This is a genomic window from Streptomyces enissocaesilis (assembly GCF_039533765.1).
Classification (GTDB): Bacteria; Actinomycetota; Actinomycetes; order Streptomycetales; family Streptomycetaceae; genus Streptomyces; species Streptomyces enissocaesilis.
The window spans coordinates 198316-214633 of sequence record NZ_BAAAUD010000041.1 but is presented as its reverse complement, the minus strand read 5'-3'; the positions used below and the strand labels follow the sequence as shown (position 1 = coordinate 214633).

The window sequence follows — 16318 nt, the reverse complement described above, 5'->3', positions numbered from 1 at the left end:
TGGGGATCCTTAGAAACGGGCACACCGGCGGACGGAGGCGCACGATGAGCGACAGCGGCGCTGTGCTCCCGTGGCTGGTCATACGGCAGGACGACAACGGCAACCGGTACCGCGTCGGCCGGTACGCGACCAGGGCCGAGGCGCAGAAGATCGTCGACAGCTTCGACGACCGCGGCCACAAGCAGCTGTACTGGGTCGAACGGGTCGGCCAGAGCGTCCAGTAGCCACCCGTCCCGTGGCCACCCGTCCGGAACCACCCGTCCGGGACCGCGCGGTCGCGTCCCGCCGCTTTTCCCGTACGCCGTAGGCTCCGGGGCATGACTGGCGTGACTGACCGTGTCGTGGTGGTGGGCGCAGCCGTGTTCCACGAGGGGCGGCTGCTGGCCGCGCGCCGCAGCGCCCCGCCCGAGCTGGCCGGCGGCTGGGAGCTGCCCGGCGGCAAGGTCGAGCCCGGCGAGAGCCCGGAGCGGGCGCTCGTGCGCGAGCTGCGTGAAGAGCTGGGCGTCGAGGCGGACGTGAGGGAGCGCATCCCCGGCGAGTGGCCCCTCAAGCCCGGTTACGTCCTTCAGGTGTGGACCGTCCGGCTGCTGTCCGGCACCCCTCGCCCGCTCCAGGACCACGACGCCCTGCGCTGGCTCCTTCCGCACGAGGCGGACACCGTGGACTGGCTCGTCCAGGACCGCCCCGCCGTCGCCGAGGCGATACGCCGCCTGAGCGCTCTGCCGGGGACCGCCGCGCAGGCGTGACGGACGCCGCGACCCCCGCCGCACGACCCCCCGCCGCACACACGGCCCCCACGCGGACCCGGAGCCCCGGCCGCGGGGCGTGCGGCGGGGTCCTGTACGCCGTTCGTGCCACTGTGCACCCAGGACTGCGGTAGCTCGGACCTCATATCGGGTATGTGCTGATTAACCCCACGAAAAAGGACGCGGGTCTGCTGCAGGTCTGGGATCTGGGATGTGATCGGCGTGATCGACACCGACGGCGCTTGCGCCGAGTGGTCGTTCCCTGCTGAGCCCGGTGTCGTCCGTGCCGCCCGCCATGCCGTCCGGGACGCGCTGCGTGCCTGGGACCTGTCGGATGCCGTCGGAGACATGACGGTACTGCTGGTCAGTGAGCTGGTGACCAATTCCTTGCGGTACGCGTCCGGGCCGATCGGGGTCCGCCTCCTGTGCCCCGCCACCGACGGCCACCCGCCGGGCGCGCGGCCCGTACTGGTGGTCGAGGTCTCGGACCCGCTTCCGGATCCGCCCCTGGAGCGGGCCGCGGGCCCCGATGACGAGGGAGGACGCGGTCTGCAACTGGTGGCCTGTTCCGCCCGGCGATGGGGCACCCGGCGGGGCAGAACGGGCAAGACGGTGTGGTTCGAGCTGGCTCTCCCTGGTTAGAAGAGGGAAGGGACAGCGATCACCTCGGGGGAAATCTTTCCTGGCCGAAAAGGAACGAGACCGTGCTGTGATCGTGAACGCCGTGCAGGTTGTGACCGTAGTGCTGAATACTGCGGGAAGGACCGGTCCGGTGCGCTGAGCTGGAGGGGACGGTCGCGTGAACGAGATACCAGCGACAGCTGGCGAAGTGATGTGGCAGAACAGCCCGCCCGGCTCGATCTACGACTACATCGGAGTCGCCTCCTTCTCGGTGGGCCCCGAGGGGCTGGTCGAGCAGTGGAGCAGGCGGGCCGAAGAGCTGTTCGGCCTGGCCGCCGACGAGGTCGTGGGCAAGGACCCGGTCGAGACCTTCATGCCCCCCGAGCTGCGGATGCGCGGACAGCACCGGCTCGCCGGGATCCTCGACGGCAAGGAGTGGACGGGCCTCGTCCCGTTCCGGACGCCCGGCCGTGAGGGTGAGCAGGGCGCGCAGGGCGTCGCGGAGATCTATGTGATGCCCAGCGCGGCGACCGACGGCGAGCGGGCCGCGCTCTGCATCGTCGTCGACATCCGTGCCGTGCGCCGGATCGAGACCGACCTCGCTGCTTCGCAGGCCATTTTCGGTCAATCTCCTTTCGGTTTCCTGCTTTTCGGTACGGACCTCACCGTGCAGCGCGCCAACCAGCGCTTCGCCACCGTCTTCGGCGGCAGCGCGGCCGACCACCGCGGCCGCACCGTCCACGACTACCTCTCCCGCCCCGAGGCCGACCGGATGACCGCGGCCCTGGAGCGGGTCCTGGAGACCGGCGAGGCCGTCACCGACCTGCAGATCGTCGGCACCGCCCCCGGCGAGACGGAGCGCAGGCACTGGTCGGTCAACCTCTACCGGGTGCACAGCGGATCCGGCCGCACCATCGGAGTCGCCGGGCTCGCCACCGACGTGACCCGCCGCCACGTCGCCGCCCGCGAGGCCGCCGACGCCCGCCGCAACCTCGCCCTGCTGAACGAGGCCGGCGCCCGTATCGGCAACTCCCTCGACCTGGAGACCACCGCCCGCGAACTCCTCGGCGTAGCCGTCCCCGGCTTCTGCGACCTCGCGTCCGTCGACCTCTACCAAGGGCTCCTGGCCGGTGACGAGGCCCCGCCGGGCCGGGCCGACGGCAGCGCCGAGCTGCGCCGCGTGGCCTTCGCCAGCGCGGTCTCGGACGGCCCGCCGGCCGTCCCGGCCCGCCTCGCCGGCGGCGACGACCAGGCGCCGGCCGAGGTCGGCGACGTCCACCGCTACCCGTTCAGCTCGCCCTGCGCGAGCGCCCTGCGCACCGCCCGCGCCCGGATCGTGCCCGGTGAGGAGGGCAGCCTCGTCCACACCACGCTCGCCGTGCCGATGGTCGCCCACGACACCGTCGTCGGCCTCGTCCAGTTCTCCCGCGCGAAGGGGAGCGAGCCCTTCGGCGAGCGCGACCTCGCGCTCGCCACCGAGCTCGCCGCGCGCGCCGCCGTCTGCATCGACAACGCCCGCCTCTACCGGCGTGAGCACGAGCGCGCCCTGATCCTCCAGCGCAGCCTGCTGCCCCCCGGCGACCCCGAGGCCGCCGGGCTCGACATCGCCTGCCGCTATCTGCCCGGCAACACCGCGACCGAGGTGGGCGGCGACTGGTTCGACGTCATCGAACTGCCCGGCCACCGCACGGCCCTGGTCGTCGGCGACGTGATGGGCCGCGGCCTGCGCGCCGCCGTCGCCATGGGCGAACTGCGCACGGCGGTACGGACCTTGGCGCTCCTCGACCTGGAGCCCGCCGAAGTCCTCTACGCCCTCGACGAGATCGCGCGCGGCCTCGGCTCGCCCAGCGGCGCGCAGCACGCCTCGCGCGCCGCCCACAAGGCGCGCGAGGCCGACCTCTCCGAGGTCTACCTCGCGACCTGCGTGTACGCCGTCTACGACCCGGTCACCCGCCGCTGTACGTTCGCCAACGCCGGCCACCTGCCGCCCGTCCTCGTCGAACCGGGCGAGGAGGCACTGCTGCTCGACGTACCGCCGGGCATGCCGCTCGGCGTCGGCGGCGAGCCCTTCGAGGAGGTCGAGGTCGAGGTGGCCGAGGGCGCGCTGCTCGCCCTCTACACGGACGGGCTCGTCGAGTCGAGGGACCATCCGCTCGACGAGGGGCTGCGCGAGTTCCGCGGGGCGCTCGCCGATTCGGTGCGTCCCCTGGAGGAGGTCTGCGACCACGTGCTGAGCACCCTCGACACCCGGCACGGCGAGGACGACATCGCCCTGCTGATGGCCCGCATCCAGGGGCTGCCCGCCGATTCCGTCGGCGACTGGCGGCTGCCGCGCGAGCCGCGCTCGGTGGGCCGGGCGCGGGAGCTGGCGCGGGCGCAGCTGCTGTCCTGGGGCCTCGAAGACCTGGTGGACACCACGGAGTTGCTGGTCAGTGAGCTGGTGACCAACGCCCTGCGGTACGGCGAGGGCGAGATCAGGATCCGGCTGCTCCTCGACCGTACGCTCGTGTGCGAGGTGTGGGACGCGGGCCTCGTCCAGCCGCGGCGGCGCCGGGCCCGTGACACCGACGAGGGCGGGCGCGGGCTTCAGCTGGTGGACCTGCTCAGCGCCGCGTGGGGCTCGCGGCGCACCCCGCGCGGGAAGACGGTCTGGTTCGAACTCGCCCTGCCGACGGGGGAGGCGGAGAAGGGCGAGCTCAGTGTCGACGAGCTGCTGAGCCTCTTCTGACGGCGAAGCGGGAGCCGGGGGACCGGAGCCGACACGCAACGGCGGTCACCGGGCCTTCATGGCGGCCAGCCTGGACTCGATCTCGGCGTCGTCGCCCAGGTTGTCCAGCTGCTCGAACTGGGCGTCCAGGGACGAAGCGGCCAGCTCCTGCCTGCCCATCGCCTTCGCCTCCTCGCGGCGCACCTTGTCCTCGAAGCGGCTCAGTTCGCTCGTCGGGTCCAGGACGTCGACGCTCTTCACGGCGTCCGTCATCCGGTTCTGCGCCCGCGCGGAGGCGGCGCGGGCCCCCAGCTCGTCGCGCTTGGAGGTCAGTTCGGTCAGCTGGGTCCTCATCCGCACCAGACCGGCCTTGAGCTTGTCGACCACCTCCGTCTGCGTGGCGATGAGCGGCTCGGCGGCCTCCGCCTCCCTCTCGGACCGGAGCTGCCGCTGGAGCGCCACCTTGGCGAGGCGGTCGAAGGCGTCCGCCTGCGCGGCCGGCCCGGCGCCGCGCATCTCGTCCGCCTTCCTGCTGGCGGCGAGCGCCTTGACGCCCCACTCCCTGGCCGCCTCGACGTCCTCCTCGTGGTCCATCTCCAGGAGCCGCAGATTGCCGACGGTGGCCGCGACGGCCTCCTCGGCCTCCCTGATGTTGTCGGTGTAGTCGCGGATCAGCTGGTCCAGCATCTTCTGCGGATCCTCGGCCTGGTCGAGGAGGGAGTGGACGTTGGCCCTCGCGAGCTGGGTCACGCGGCCGAGGACCGTCTGCTTCGTCATGCGCGTCTCCTTGAGTGGTGTACGAGCGGTGTACGGGTCAGAACCGGCCGCCGCCGCCCCTGCGGCCCCGCGTGCCCCCGCCGCCGAAACTGCCGGGGCCGCCGCCGAAGCCCCCGCCGCCGAAACCTCCGCCCCCGCCGAAGCCGCCCACGCTCCGGCCGCCGCCGAGGAGGCCGCCGAGGAGGATGCCGCCGAGCACGGCCCCGTCCAGGCCGGCTCCGGCCGCGCCGCCCGCGCCGGCGAAGCCGCCGTCGTACCCGCGTACGTCCTGTTCGGCCAGGCTCTGCGCCTGCCGGGCCATGGCGTCCGCCCGCTGGGCCTCGGCGAGCGCGCCGGGCGCGTCGGACGGCGCGGTTGCCGCGGACCGTTCGAGGTGGCGCTGCGCCTCCGCGAGCCGGGTGCGGGCCCGGCTGCCGACCGCGCCCCGGTGCGTGGTGATGTAGTCGGCGGCCGCCCCGGCCGTGGCACGGGCGGCGAGCGTGGCCTGGCCCAGCAGGGCGCGTGCCCGCTGGGCCGCCGTCTCGCGCTCGCGCGCCCCCGCCAGGGTCGCGTCGAGCACCGAGTCGGCCTCCTCGACGCGGCGCAGGGCGTCGATCGGGTCGTACCGCCCCGACCGCTCCTCCTGCCGTACGCCGGTGACCACCGCCTCCGCGCGGGCGATGCGCCCCTGGAGGCCGGCGGTCGGGGCTCCGCCGCCACCGCCTTCCGCCGCGGACCTGAGGCCCTCCAGAAGACCGCGGGCGTCGGCCAGGTCGGTCTCGGTCTCGGTCAGCGCGCCGGGCAGTCTGCCCGCCGCCTCGGCGAGCTCGCGCGCCCGGCGGTCGACGGCGTCGATGAGCGTGGCCGCCTGGCCGACGGCGCTCTCGGCGGCCCGTACGAACACGGCCGCCCGGCCCGTGTCGCCCGCGTTCACCGCCTGCCGGGCCTCGGAGAGACTGCCGGTCGCGAAGGCGAGCCGGTCCTTGGCCCGCTCGGCGTGGCCGGCGACCGGCGCGGCCGCGGAGTCGGCGTACCGTCCGCGCATCGCGGTCAGCACCGCCTCCGCCGTCCCCGTACGCCCGGCGAGATCGCGGAACGCCGCCTCGGCGGCGGCCAGCGCCTGCGGGGCGTTCTGCTCCAGGGCGCGCAGTCGGTCGAACGACTCGGCCTCGGCGTCGAGCCGGCGGTTGGCCTCGGCGCAGCGGGCGACGATCTCGTCGAGCATGCGGCGGCGGACGGCGTCGTCCTCCGGGTGGGCGTCGTCGAGCTGCTGGCGCAGCCGGAAGGCGACGGCCAGCTCGCTCCTGGCGTGTGCGAGCGCCTCGGCGAAGGGGCGGGCCGCCTCCTCGCCGAACTGGGCGGTCGCGAAGCCCAGTTCCTCCTCGCTCGTGCGGATCGCGTCGTCCGTCCCGACGAGCTCCCGCCCGGCCCGCGCGTCCAGCTCGGACAGCGGGATCTCCGGCTCCCGGACCTCCCGGACCGCCTGGGCCTCCCGGGCGGGCGTGGTCCGGGTGCTCGCGCGCCTCCTGCGCCGGGTGTACGTGTACGCCGCCAGCGCACCGGCCGCGCCGACCGCGACCACGGGAAGCACCAGATCCCCGGCGCCGCCCACGCCGTCCCCCGCGCCGCCGCCGGGGTCGGCTTCGCCCGGCGTGAGGGTGGGGACCGGGACGGGCTGCCCGGCGAGCACCGCGGCGCAGCCGTTCGCGGCGCCGATCGCCGCGCCCGCCCAGTCGTTCTCCCGCAGGGCGGGTTCGATCGCGGTCCTGGCGACGTCGTCGAGCTGGGTGTCGGTGAGGCGCGAGTCCTGGTCGACGGAGTAGGCGTACTGCCGGTCGTGGGTGGCGACCGCGAGCAGCACGTCGTCGCGGCCGAGGCCGCTGCGCCCGGCGGTGGCGTCGGCCCAGCTCTGCCCGGGCCTCCCGGAGAAGTCACGGACGTACGCGACGAAGAGCTGGACGCGGCGGGTGTCGTAGAGGCGGTCCAGCGCGGCCTCGACGTCGTCCGTACGGTCGCCGAGCGCGCCCGCCCCGTCGGTGATCTGGCCGTCGCGGGAGAGGCGGAGGGGGTCCTCGGCGGATGCGGGGGCCGTGGGCACCGCGAGACACCAGGCCGCGAGCAGGGTGCTGAGGAGGATCCGGGCGGCGGCGGTTCGCGTCACGTCTGTGAGGTTATGTCCGTGCTGCGCGGCTCGCGAGCGGAGGGCGGGACGGGAACGTGCCCCGCGGGGCACGTTCCCGTCCCGCCCCCGGCGATTCCGGCCTCGTGGGGCTTCCCCCCCGGGGGTGTCCGGGGGGAGGGGTCCGAGGCGCGGGGCCGGGACGGCGCCGCCGGCGTCAGACCAGCTTCGTCAGGAGCAGGTCCGCGTCGTCCGGGGTGAGCTCGATGCCGAACACGTCCGCCAGGACCTTCGGTACCTCCTCCGGCTCCAGCTCCCGCACCTCCGGCGGCCCGGCGGCACCCGGCCCGACGGTGGTCAGCGTGCGGTTGTCCAGGACGTACAGCCGGTCGGGGTGCACCCGCTGGACGAAGGGGCGGTGGCTGAAGGGGGAGTGCGGGCTCGTCGCGATGAAGTGGTTCGCCATCCGGAAGTCGACCGGGTACTGCGGGTCGAGGGTGAAGGTGTGCCGCGCCATCCACCCGTCACCGGTGTCGTCGCTCTCGCCCTCGCGGGCCGGCTGGTAGAGCGTCCACCCGTCCGCGCCCGGCGTGACCTCCCCGCGCCGCAGCCGGTACGCCCACACGCCGTCCGTGGTGTGCGTGCCGTCCGTCAGCTCGATCGGCTCCAGCGGGCTCGCCCCGAAGCCGATGTCGCTCAGCCAGCGCCGACCGTCGGCCTCCACGATCAGCATGGCGTGCGTGGTGGGCAGCATCTTGGGCGCGCCCATCCGGATGCGGCCCAGGACCGCGAAGAACCGGAAGCCCAGCCGCTCCAGGGCCGCGGCGTACAGCGAGGCGTGCTCGAAGCAGTAGCCGCCGCGCGGGTTGCCGATCATCTTGCTCTGGAGCGCGGCCGGATCGAGCGGGACGTCCCCCCGCAGAACCGCTTCCAGGTTCTCCCAGCGCACGCTCAGCACGTGTGCGCGGTGCAGCCCGCGCAAGGTCTCCAGGGTGGGGGAGCGGTCCCCCTCGTACCCCAGATGGGCCAGGTAGGCGTCCAGATCGAGTGCGTCACCGTTCCACATGCGTACGTTCCCCGTCGTCTCGTCGGCTCGTTGCGACAGGTGCAGCGTGGCGGCGTACCGCCGCTATTCCGGGCGCCGGAAGATCTTGTTGCCCAGCCGGACCAGCGGATCGTACTTGCGGTCGGCGGCCCGCTCCTTCAGGGGGATCAGGGCGTTGTCCGTGATCTTGATGTTCTCGGGACAGACCTCCGAGCAGCACTTGGTGATGTTGCAGTAGCCGAGCCCGTGCTCGTCCTGCGCGGTCTTCTTGCGGTCGACGCCGGCCTCGGCCGCCGCGTCCAGCGGGTGCATGTCCAGCTCGGCGATCCGCATCAGGAACCGCGGACCGGCGAAGGACTCCTTGTTCTCCTCGTGGTCGCGCACCACGTGGCAGGTGTCCTGGCACAGGAAGCACTCGATGCACTTGCGGAACTCCTGCGGCCGCTCCACGTCGATCTGCTGCATCCGGTAGTCGCCCGCCGCGACCCCCGGAGGCGGTACGAAGGCGGGCACCTCCCGTGCCTTCGCGTAGTTGAAGGACACGTCCGTCACCAGGTCGCGGACGACGGGGAAGGCGCGCAGCGGTGTGATGGTGACCGTCTCCTCGCGCGAGAAGACCGACATGCGCGTCATGCACATCAGCCGCGGCCGCCCGTTGATCTCCGCGCTGCACGAACCGCACTTGCCCGCCTTGCAGTTCCAGCGCACCGCCAGGTCCGGCACCCGGGTGGCCTGGAGGCGGTGGACGATGTCGAGGACGACCTCGCCCTCGTTCACCTCGACCTCGAAGTCCTCCAGGGCCCCGCCGTCCGCATCACCACGCCAGACCCTGAAGGCCGCTGTGTAGCCGCTCATCCCAATCTCCTTGAGTGGATACCCCGTGCATTAGCTCGGGGAAAAAGCGCGTCCTTGGTCTCGTGCGTATCCGTTCTGGCTGTCCGTGTCTTATTAACGGGTCTGGTGGTTAGTGGGATGTGAAGACCGAGCTGGTGAAGCGGGCGTTCAAGTTCCGCTTTCACCCCACGAACGAGCAGGCGGCGGAGCTGTCGCGCACGTTCGGGTGTGTCCGCAAGGTCTACAACCTGGCGCTGGAAGCCCGCACGGTCGCGTGGTACCAGCGTCAGGAACGGGTGAACTACAACGCCACCTCCGCGATGCTGACGCAGTGGAAGAAGACCGAAGAGTCGGCCTTCCTCTGCGAGGTGTCGTCGGTGCCGTTGCAGCAGACGCTGCGGCATCTGCAAGGCGCGTTCTCGAACTTCTTCGAGGGCCGGGCGAAATACCCCCGGTTTAAGTCGAAGAAGAAAACCCGCCGCAGTGCGGAGTACACCAAGTCGGCGTTCAAATACCACAACGGTGCGCTGACGCTCGCGAAGATGAAAACCCCACTCGCGATCGTGTGGTCCCGGCCTCTGCCCGACGGGGCCGAGCCGTCCACCGTGACCGTGTCCCAGGACAGCGCGGGCCGCTGGTTCGTGTCCATGCTGTGCGAGGACGCGTCCGTCAAGCCTCTGCCGACGCTGGACACCGCCGTCGGCATCGACGCGGGGATCACCAGCCTCGTGACCCTCTCCACCGGGGAGAAGATCACCAACCCCCGGCACGAACGCCGGGACCGCGCACGCCTGGCCGAGGCCCAGCGGGCCCTGGCGAAAAAGGAGAAGGGCTCCCGCAACCGGGACAAGGCCCGCATCAAAGTCGCCAAGGCGCACGCCCGGATCGCCGACCGGCGCCGGGACTTCCTGCACCAGCTCACCACTCGACTCGTTCGTGAAAACCAAACGATCGTGATCGAGGACCTGACCGTACGCAACATGGTCAAGAACAAGAGCCTGGCCCGCGCCATCTCGGACGCGGCCTGGACCGACATGCGTTCCATGCTGGAGTACAAGTGCGCCTGGTACGGGCGGAAGCTGGTCACCATCGACCGCTGGTTCCCCTCCACCAAGCTCTGCTCCGCATGCGGCACGATCCGAGAGAAAATGCCGTTGAGCGTCCGCCAGTGGACGTGCGACTGCGGTACCACGCATGACCGCGATGTGAACGTGGCGCGCAATATTCTGGCCGCCGGACTGGCGGTTACAGCCTGTGGAGCGGGTGTAAGACCTCAACGGGAATCCTCCCGGACGGGGCAACCTGCTGCGAAGCAGGAAACCCTCACTGCGAAGTGAGGAATCCCCCTCGTTCACGAGGGGGAGGATGTCAAGACAGGAGCTCCTCTTCGGTCAGGTACTTGACCAGCTCTTCCTTCTCGAAGAGGCCCAGCAGATCGGGGCGGATGGGCTCGGTGGTCTCCCGTACGAGCGAGATCTGGCCCTGCGTCGGATCGGCTGGCGCCATCGCACCCGACGGGTCGGTCAACTGACACAGGAGATTGGCGCGGCGCCACGCGCGCTCCATGGACGGGCAGTCCTCGCGGGTGTGACCCCCACGGCTCTCGGTACGCTCCAGCGCGGCCCGCGCGACGCACTCGCTGACCAGCAGCATGTTCCGCAGGTCCAGCGCGAGGTGCCAGCCCGGGTTGAACTGCCGGTGGCCTCCGACCCCGGCCCGGAGTGCCCGTACCCGCAGGTCGGCCAGCTTCTCCAGGGCCCGCTCCATCTCCGGCGCCCGCCTGATGATGCCGACCAGGTCGTTCATCGTCTGCTGGAGTTCCTGGTGGAGGGTGTACGGGTTCTCCGGCGGACGCGTGTCGGTCGCGCCCGGCTCCGGCCCCTGCGCGCCGAACGGGCGCAGCGCCTCGGCCGCCGCCGCGTCCACCTGGGCGGTGTCCGGCCGCGGCCGTGCGGCCCCGGCCCCGAACCCGATCGCGTACCGCGCGGCGTGCAGGCCGGCCCTGCGGCCGAAGACCAGCAGGTCCGAGAGCGAGTTGCCGCCGAGCCGGTTGGAGCCGTGCATGCCGCCCGCCACCTCGCCCGCGGCGTACAGCCCCGGGACGGTACGGGTCGCGGCGGTGTCGGAATCGACGGCGACTCCGCCCATCACGTAGTGGCAGGTCGGCCCGACCTCCATCGCCTCGGCGGTGATGTCGACGTCCGCCAGCTCCTTGAACTGGTGGTACATCGACGGCAGCCGGCGCCGGATCGTCTCGGCCGGCATGCGCGTCGACACGTCGAGGAAGACACCGCCGTGCGGGGAGCCGCGGCCCGCCTTCACCTCGGAGTTGATGGCGCGCGCGACCTCGTCGCGGGGGAGCAGCTCGGGGGGACGCCGGTTGCTGTCCGGGTCCTCGTACCAGCGGTCGCCCTCCTCCTCGGACTGCGCGTACTTCTCCTTGAAGACGTCCGGGACGTAGTCGAACATGAACCGCTTGCCCTCGGAGTTGCGCAGGACGCCGCCGTCGCCGCGCACCGACTCGGTGACGAGGATGCCCTTCACCGAGGGCGGCCAGACCATCCCGGTCGGGTGGAACTGCACGAACTCCATGTTGAGCAGCGGCGCCCCCGCGAGCAGTGCCAGCGCGTGGCCGTCGCCCGTGTACTCCCACGAGTTCGACGTCACCTTGAAGGACTTGCCGATGCCGCCGGTGGCCAGCACCACGGCCGGTGCCTCCAGCACGAAGAAGCGGCCGGACTCGCGCTCGTAGCAGAAGGTCCCCGCGACGCGGTCGTCCGCGTCCTTCAGCACGCGGGTGACCGTGCACTCCTGGAAGACCTTCAACCGCGCCTCGTAGTCGCCGGATTCGCGGAAGTCCTCCTGCTGGAGCGCGACGATCTTCTGCTGGAGGGTGCGGATCAGCTCCAGGCCGGTCCGGTCGCCGACGTGCGCGAGGCGCGGGTACTCGTGCCCGCCGAAGTTGCGCTGCGAGATCCTCCCGTCCGGCGTACGGTCGAACAGCGCGCCCCAGGTCTCCAGCTCCCACACCCGGTCGGGCGCCTCGCGCGCGTGCAGCTCCGCCATCCGCCACTGGTTGAGGAACTTGCCGCCGCGCATGGTGTCGCGGAAGTGGACCTGCCAGTTGTCGCCGGAGTTCACGTTGCCCATGGACGCGGCGATGCCGCCCTCGGCCATCACCGTGTGCGCCTTGCCGAAGAGCGACTTGCAGATGACCGCGGTACGGGCCCCCCGCTCCCGCGCCTCGATGGCGGCGCGCAGTCCGGCGCCGCCCGCGCCGACCACGACGACGTCCCACTGCTGCCGTTCGAGTTGCGTCATCGGGCACCTTTCGTCCGGTCGTCCAGTTGTCCTGTCCGGTCGTCTAGAACAGCCGCGGGTCCTCGAAGGCGCCGGACGCCAGCAGGTACACGTAGAAGTCGGCGAGCGCGACGCTGATCAGCGAGGCCCAGGCGAGCACCATGTGACGGGCGTTGAGCCTGCTGACCCAGCCCCACAGCCGGTAGCGCACCGGGTGCTTGGAGAAGTGCTTGAGCCTGCCGCCGACGATGTGCCGGCAGGAGTGGCAGGAGAAGGTGTACGCCCAGATCAGCGCGATGTTGACCAGGAAGACGAGGGTGCCCAGGCCCATGTGGCCCCAGGCGTACGTCTCGTCGCGGAAGGCCAGCACGGTGTCGTAGGTCAGGATCCCGGCGACCGGGACGGCGGCGTAGAAGAAGTACCGGTGGATGTTCTGGAGCACCAGCGGGAAGCGGGTCTCGCCGGTGTACTTCTTGTGCGGCTCGGCGACGGCGCAGGCCGGGGGCGAGGCCCAGAAGCCCCGGTAGTAGGCCTTGCGGTAGTAGTAGCAGGTCAGCCGGAAGCCGAGCGGGAAGACCAGGATCAGCAGCGCGGGGGACAGGCCCCACCAGCTGCCGAGGATCTCCCAGTTGGGGCCGCCCTTCATCGGTACGCAGTTCTCCGCCAGGCAGGGCGAGTAGAACGGCGAGACGTAGGGCGCCGCGTAGTAGTCGGCGTTCGCGAAGGCCCGCCAGGTCGAGTACACGACGAATGCGAGCAGCCCGGCGGCGGTCGCGGCGGGCGCCAGCCACCAGCGGTCCGTACGCAGATGGCGGGCGGCGATCGTGGCGCGCGAGGCGTCGTGGACGCCATGGGCGCCGGGGACGTCCGTGCGGGGCTGGGGTTCCGTACCAGTGGCCAACGAGGACTCCGTGTGGAGCGGGCAGTCGGGACAGGGCGGGGAGGGGCGACGGACGGCGGACCGGACCGGTGCGTACCGCTGGGGCGCGGTCCGCTGCGTCGAGGGCCGCTGGGGTGCGGGACGTTACGGGGCCGGGCCGCTACGGCGCGCGCCGGTCACGGGCGCCGAGACCCTCGTCGTCCGAGTCCGTCCACAGCGCGCTGTTGTACGGGTCGTCCGAGATGGCCACCAGGTCGAGGCGCGACGGGGGGCGGTGCAAGGCGGGGGCGGCCTCGGCCAGCAGGACGAGGCTCTCGCGGAGGTGGCTCGCGTCGGTGCGTACACGCCTGATCTCCAGGCTGCCGCCGCCGACCTGCTCCTCCAGCCGTCCGACCGACTGGACCAGAGTGTCGAGGCAGCGCTGAACCGCCGCCAGGTCGTCCTGCAGGGACATGGGTGCCCTCTTTTCCACGGTGGCGCGTGGTCACTCTCATGCGCCTGTGAGTGTCGCGCGTCACATCCCTCCTTGTGAAGGGACGTGCAGCGATTCTCGGCGCGCGCCGACCCGTGCGCCCCCTTCTGTTGGGCCGCACGGGTGGGGTTCGCGGGGTGTGCCGCCGTGTCGCCGACGGCCCACGCGCGGGGTCCTTTTCAGTGGATGAGGAGTAGATGTGATCACCATCATATGCCGCCAAATGTGAAAAACCGGACCCATTCCGACAGGGTGTGGGCCGGGCCGGCCCTGGAGGTACCAGCCATGTCCCACGTCGGCGTCCCCCGCGGGAAGGTCTCCCCCGGGGAGGCACCCCGCAGGAAGGCACCCCTCCGCACGCCCCGGTGGGGCCGGGCCTTCCCCTGCCTCGCGCTCGTCACCGCCGGTGTGCTCACGCTGCCCGCACTGGCCGGCTGCTCCTCGGGCGACGGCACGGCGCGGGCGGCGGCGGCCCCCCAGGACATCGCCCCGGCCGGACGCGACCAGGTGGCCGACGGCGGCACGGTGCGCTGGGCCCTCGACACGAAGCCGGCCACCCTCAACGCCTTCCAGGCCGACGCGGACGCCTCCACCACACGCGTCACCGACGCCGTACTCCCCTCGCTCTTCACCCTCGACGAGCGCGGCCGCCCGCAGCGCAACGCCGACTACCTGGAGTCCGCCGAGGTCGTCGAGCGCGAGCCCAAGCAGGTCGTGCTCTACAAGCTCAACCAGCGGGCGGTGTGGAGCGACGGCCGGGAGATCGGGGCGCCGGACTTCGTGGCCCAGTGGCGTGCGCTGAACGGCAGGGACACCGCGTACTGGACCGCCCGCAACGCCGGCTACGAGCGCATCGAGAAGATCGAGCGCGGCGCCGACGACCTGGAGGTCCGGGTCACCTTCGGCAAGCCCTACGCGGACTGGCGCTCGCTCTTCACACCGCTCTACCCCAAGAGCGTGACGGGCAGCCCCGACTCCTTCAACGACGGCGCCCGCGCCAAGCTCACGTCGACGGCCGGCCCCTTCGTGTTCAAGAGCCAGGACCGCGCGGCCGGCAAGGTGACGCTCGTCCGCAATCCCCGCTGGTGGGGGCAGACCGCCAAGCTCGACACGCTCGTCTTCCGCGCGGTGGCGCGCGACAAGCGCACCGCCGCACTCGCCGCCGGTGAGCTCGACATCGCCGACATCGGCCGCGGCACCGCCGACCGGATGGCCCTGGCCGCCCGGCAGGCGGGCGCCGGCGCCAAGGGGCAGCGGCCGGACCACGGCTCCGGAGCCGCCGTCACCCCCGCCTCCGCGCTCAGGTCCTGGGCGATCGCCCACGGCTCCGCCGAGGAGGAGGCCGAGGCCGAGCAGAAGGCCCGCAGGAAGTCCCGCGAGGCGATCAGGAAGTACGCCGACGAGCAGGCCGAGCTGCGCGGCTTCTCCGTCCGCAAGTCCCTCGAACCCGCCTACACGCAGCTGGCGCTGAACGGCACCTCGGGCCCGCTCACCGATGACCGCGTACGCCGCGCCGTGGCCCGCGCGCTCGACCGCCGCGCGCTGGCCGAAGTCGTACTGAAGCCGTTCGGCCTGCCCGCCCACCCGCTCGGCAGCCACCTCGCGCTGGCCGGCCAGGAGGGGTACACCGACAGCAGCGGCGCACTCGGCGACCAGGACACCCAGGCCGCGCAGGCGCTGCTCGCCGACGCGGGCTGGACACCCGGCGGCGCGGCGCGGCAGAAGCCGGACGGGGCGAAGGCGGGCGGCGAGGCGGAAAAGAAGGAGGAGAAGGAGAAGGAGAAGGACAAGGACAGGGAAAGCAAAGCCGACGAGGGCCTGTACATCGTCGGAGACGACGAGAGCGACGGGAAGAACGCGGACGTGAGCGATTCCAAGCCGGGCGGCAGAGCCCACGGCCCGGAATCCGGTACGTACGTCCTGGCCCCGGCGCCGGACGCGGTCCTCCAGAGCCGGGCGCTGCGCGTGCAGGCACGCTTCGTGGACCGGCCGCAGGGCGACGCGGGCACCAAGGACAGCGCCGAGGGCCGGCAGAAGGGCGGCGTCGCCGGCGCCTACGCCCCGCTCGGCACCGCGGCCCCCGCCGGCGCCGCCCCGGGCCCGCTCGCCAAGGACGGCAAGACGCTGACCCTGCGTTTCGTCCTCCCGGCGGGCCCCGGCTCGGAGACGCTGCGCGCCGTCGGCGACAAGATCTCGCAGATGCTGGAGCGCATCGGCGTACGCACGGAGATCAGCAAGGTCTCCGACGCGAGCTACTTCAAGGACCACATCGCCTCGGGCGACTACGACCTCGCCCTCTACTCCTGGCCCGCCACCCCCTACCCGGCCACCGACGCCCGCCCGATCTTCGCCAAGCCTGAGCCGGCCGCCGACGGGTCGCTGCTGGTGGAGCAGAACTACACCCGCGTCGGTACGGACCACATCGACCAGCTCTTCGACCAGGCCATGGCGGAGCTGGACGAGGAAGCCGCCCGTGACCTGCTGAAACGGACCGACGCCCGGATCTGGGCCGCAGCCGGGTCCATCCCGCTCTTCCAGCGTCCCGAGGTCGTCGCCGTCAGGTCCGGCCTCGCCAACGCGGGCGCCTTCGGCTACGCCACCCCGCGCTACCAGGACATCGGCTTCCGGAAGGCCGAAACCGACAACCGGTCGAAGAAGTAGCGAAGAAGGAGCGAAGAAAACCGGAGGAAGAAGAGAACTCGCAGGTCAGGACCTCAGGATTGGCTCAAGTCACTTGCCCGCCGACCGTGTCGGCGGGCAGAGTGGCGGGTGCCCCTTGACCCGGGACACCCCCCCATCCCACCTCTCCGCAAGGGCCCGGACGCCTTCCCCGGCACG

At 72.1% G+C, this 16318-nt stretch carries 13 protein-coding genes; 6 read left to right on the top strand and 7 right to left on the bottom strand.

The features are described 5' to 3' along the window. Positions 1–44 precede the first annotated feature (44 nt). The 4 genes from ABD374_RS21330 (at position 45) to ABD374_RS21315 (ending at position 4095) form a co-directional block, all read left to right on the top strand. The gene (locus ABD374_RS21330; RefSeq protein ID WP_344497174.1) at positions 45–224 is read left to right on the top strand and encodes an SPOR domain-containing protein; all 180 of its coding nucleotides are present in this window, start codon (positions 45–47) and stop codon (positions 222–224) included. A gap of 93 nt (positions 225–317) precedes the next feature. Continuing rightward, positions 318–746: a (deoxy)nucleoside triphosphate pyrophosphohydrolase gene (locus ABD374_RS21325; protein ID WP_344497173.1), complete on the top strand. Its 429-nt coding sequence runs from the start codon at positions 318–320 to the stop codon at positions 744–746. A gap of 213 nt (positions 747–959) precedes the next feature. Beyond that, entirely contained in the window at positions 960–1388 is a 429-nt protein-coding gene (locus tag ABD374_RS21320) for an ATP-binding protein (RefSeq protein WP_344497172.1), read from the top strand. A 190-nt stretch (positions 1389–1578) separates the two neighbouring features. After that, a complete protein-coding gene (locus ABD374_RS21315; RefSeq protein ID WP_344497227.1) occupies positions 1579–4095 on the top strand; it encodes a SpoIIE family protein phosphatase in 2517 nt (838 codons plus the stop codon). A gap of 45 nt (positions 4096–4140) precedes the next feature. Here ABD374_RS21315 and ABD374_RS21310 read toward each other — a convergent pair whose 3' ends face one another. The 4 genes from ABD374_RS21310 to ABD374_RS21295 all read right to left on the bottom strand — a co-directional run bounded on the left by ABD374_RS21310 (position 4141) and on the right by ABD374_RS21295 (position 8849). Continuing rightward, a complete protein-coding gene (locus ABD374_RS21310; protein ID WP_344497171.1) occupies positions 4141–4851 on the bottom strand; it encodes a PspA/IM30 family protein in 711 nt (236 codons plus the stop codon). A 37-nt stretch (positions 4852–4888) separates the two neighbouring features. Beyond that, positions 4889–6991, bottom strand: coding sequence for a TPM domain-containing protein (locus tag ABD374_RS21305; protein WP_344497170.1), 2103 nt, complete (start codon positions 6989–6991; stop codon positions 4889–4891). A 175-nt stretch (positions 6992–7166) separates the two neighbouring features. Then, entirely contained in the window at positions 7167–8015 is an 849-nt protein-coding gene (locus ABD374_RS21300) for an arylamine N-acetyltransferase family protein (protein WP_344497169.1), read from the bottom strand. Between the two features lie 63 nt (positions 8016–8078). Then, positions 8079–8849, bottom strand: coding sequence for a succinate dehydrogenase/fumarate reductase iron-sulfur subunit (locus tag ABD374_RS21295; protein WP_344497168.1), 771 nt, complete (start codon positions 8847–8849; stop codon positions 8079–8081). 119 nt (positions 8850–8968) lie between these two features. Here ABD374_RS21295 and ABD374_RS21290 point away from each other — a divergent pair, with 119 nt between their 5' ends. Next, the gene (locus tag ABD374_RS21290) at positions 8969–10165 is read left to right on the top strand and encodes an RNA-guided endonuclease InsQ/TnpB family protein (protein ID WP_344497167.1); all 1197 of its coding nucleotides are present in this window, start codon (positions 8969–8971) and stop codon (positions 10163–10165) included. A 31-nt stretch (positions 10166–10196) separates the two neighbouring features. Here ABD374_RS21290 and ABD374_RS21285 read toward each other — a convergent pair whose 3' ends face one another. The 3 genes from ABD374_RS21285 to ABD374_RS21275 form a co-directional block, all read right to left on the bottom strand. Beyond that, the gene (locus tag ABD374_RS21285) at positions 10197–12149 is read right to left on the bottom strand and encodes a fumarate reductase/succinate dehydrogenase flavoprotein subunit (protein ID WP_344497166.1); all 1953 of its coding nucleotides are present in this window, start codon (positions 12147–12149) and stop codon (positions 10197–10199) included. A 43-nt stretch (positions 12150–12192) separates the two neighbouring features. After that, entirely contained in the window at positions 12193–13029 is an 837-nt protein-coding gene (locus ABD374_RS21280; RefSeq protein ID WP_344497165.1) for a hypothetical protein, read from the bottom strand. Positions 13030–13168: 139 nt separating this feature from the next. Next, complete coding sequence (locus ABD374_RS21275; RefSeq protein WP_344497164.1) at positions 13169–13462, bottom strand: hypothetical protein; 294 nt, start codon at positions 13460–13462, stop codon at positions 13169–13171. 303 nt (positions 13463–13765) lie between these two features. On the opposite strand from ABD374_RS21275, the gene ABD374_RS21270 reads away from it, so the two are divergent. Next, positions 13766–16141: an ABC transporter family substrate-binding protein gene (locus tag ABD374_RS21270; protein WP_344497163.1), complete on the top strand. Its 2376-nt coding sequence runs from the start codon at positions 13766–13768 to the stop codon at positions 16139–16141. Positions 16142–16318 lie beyond the last annotated feature (177 nt).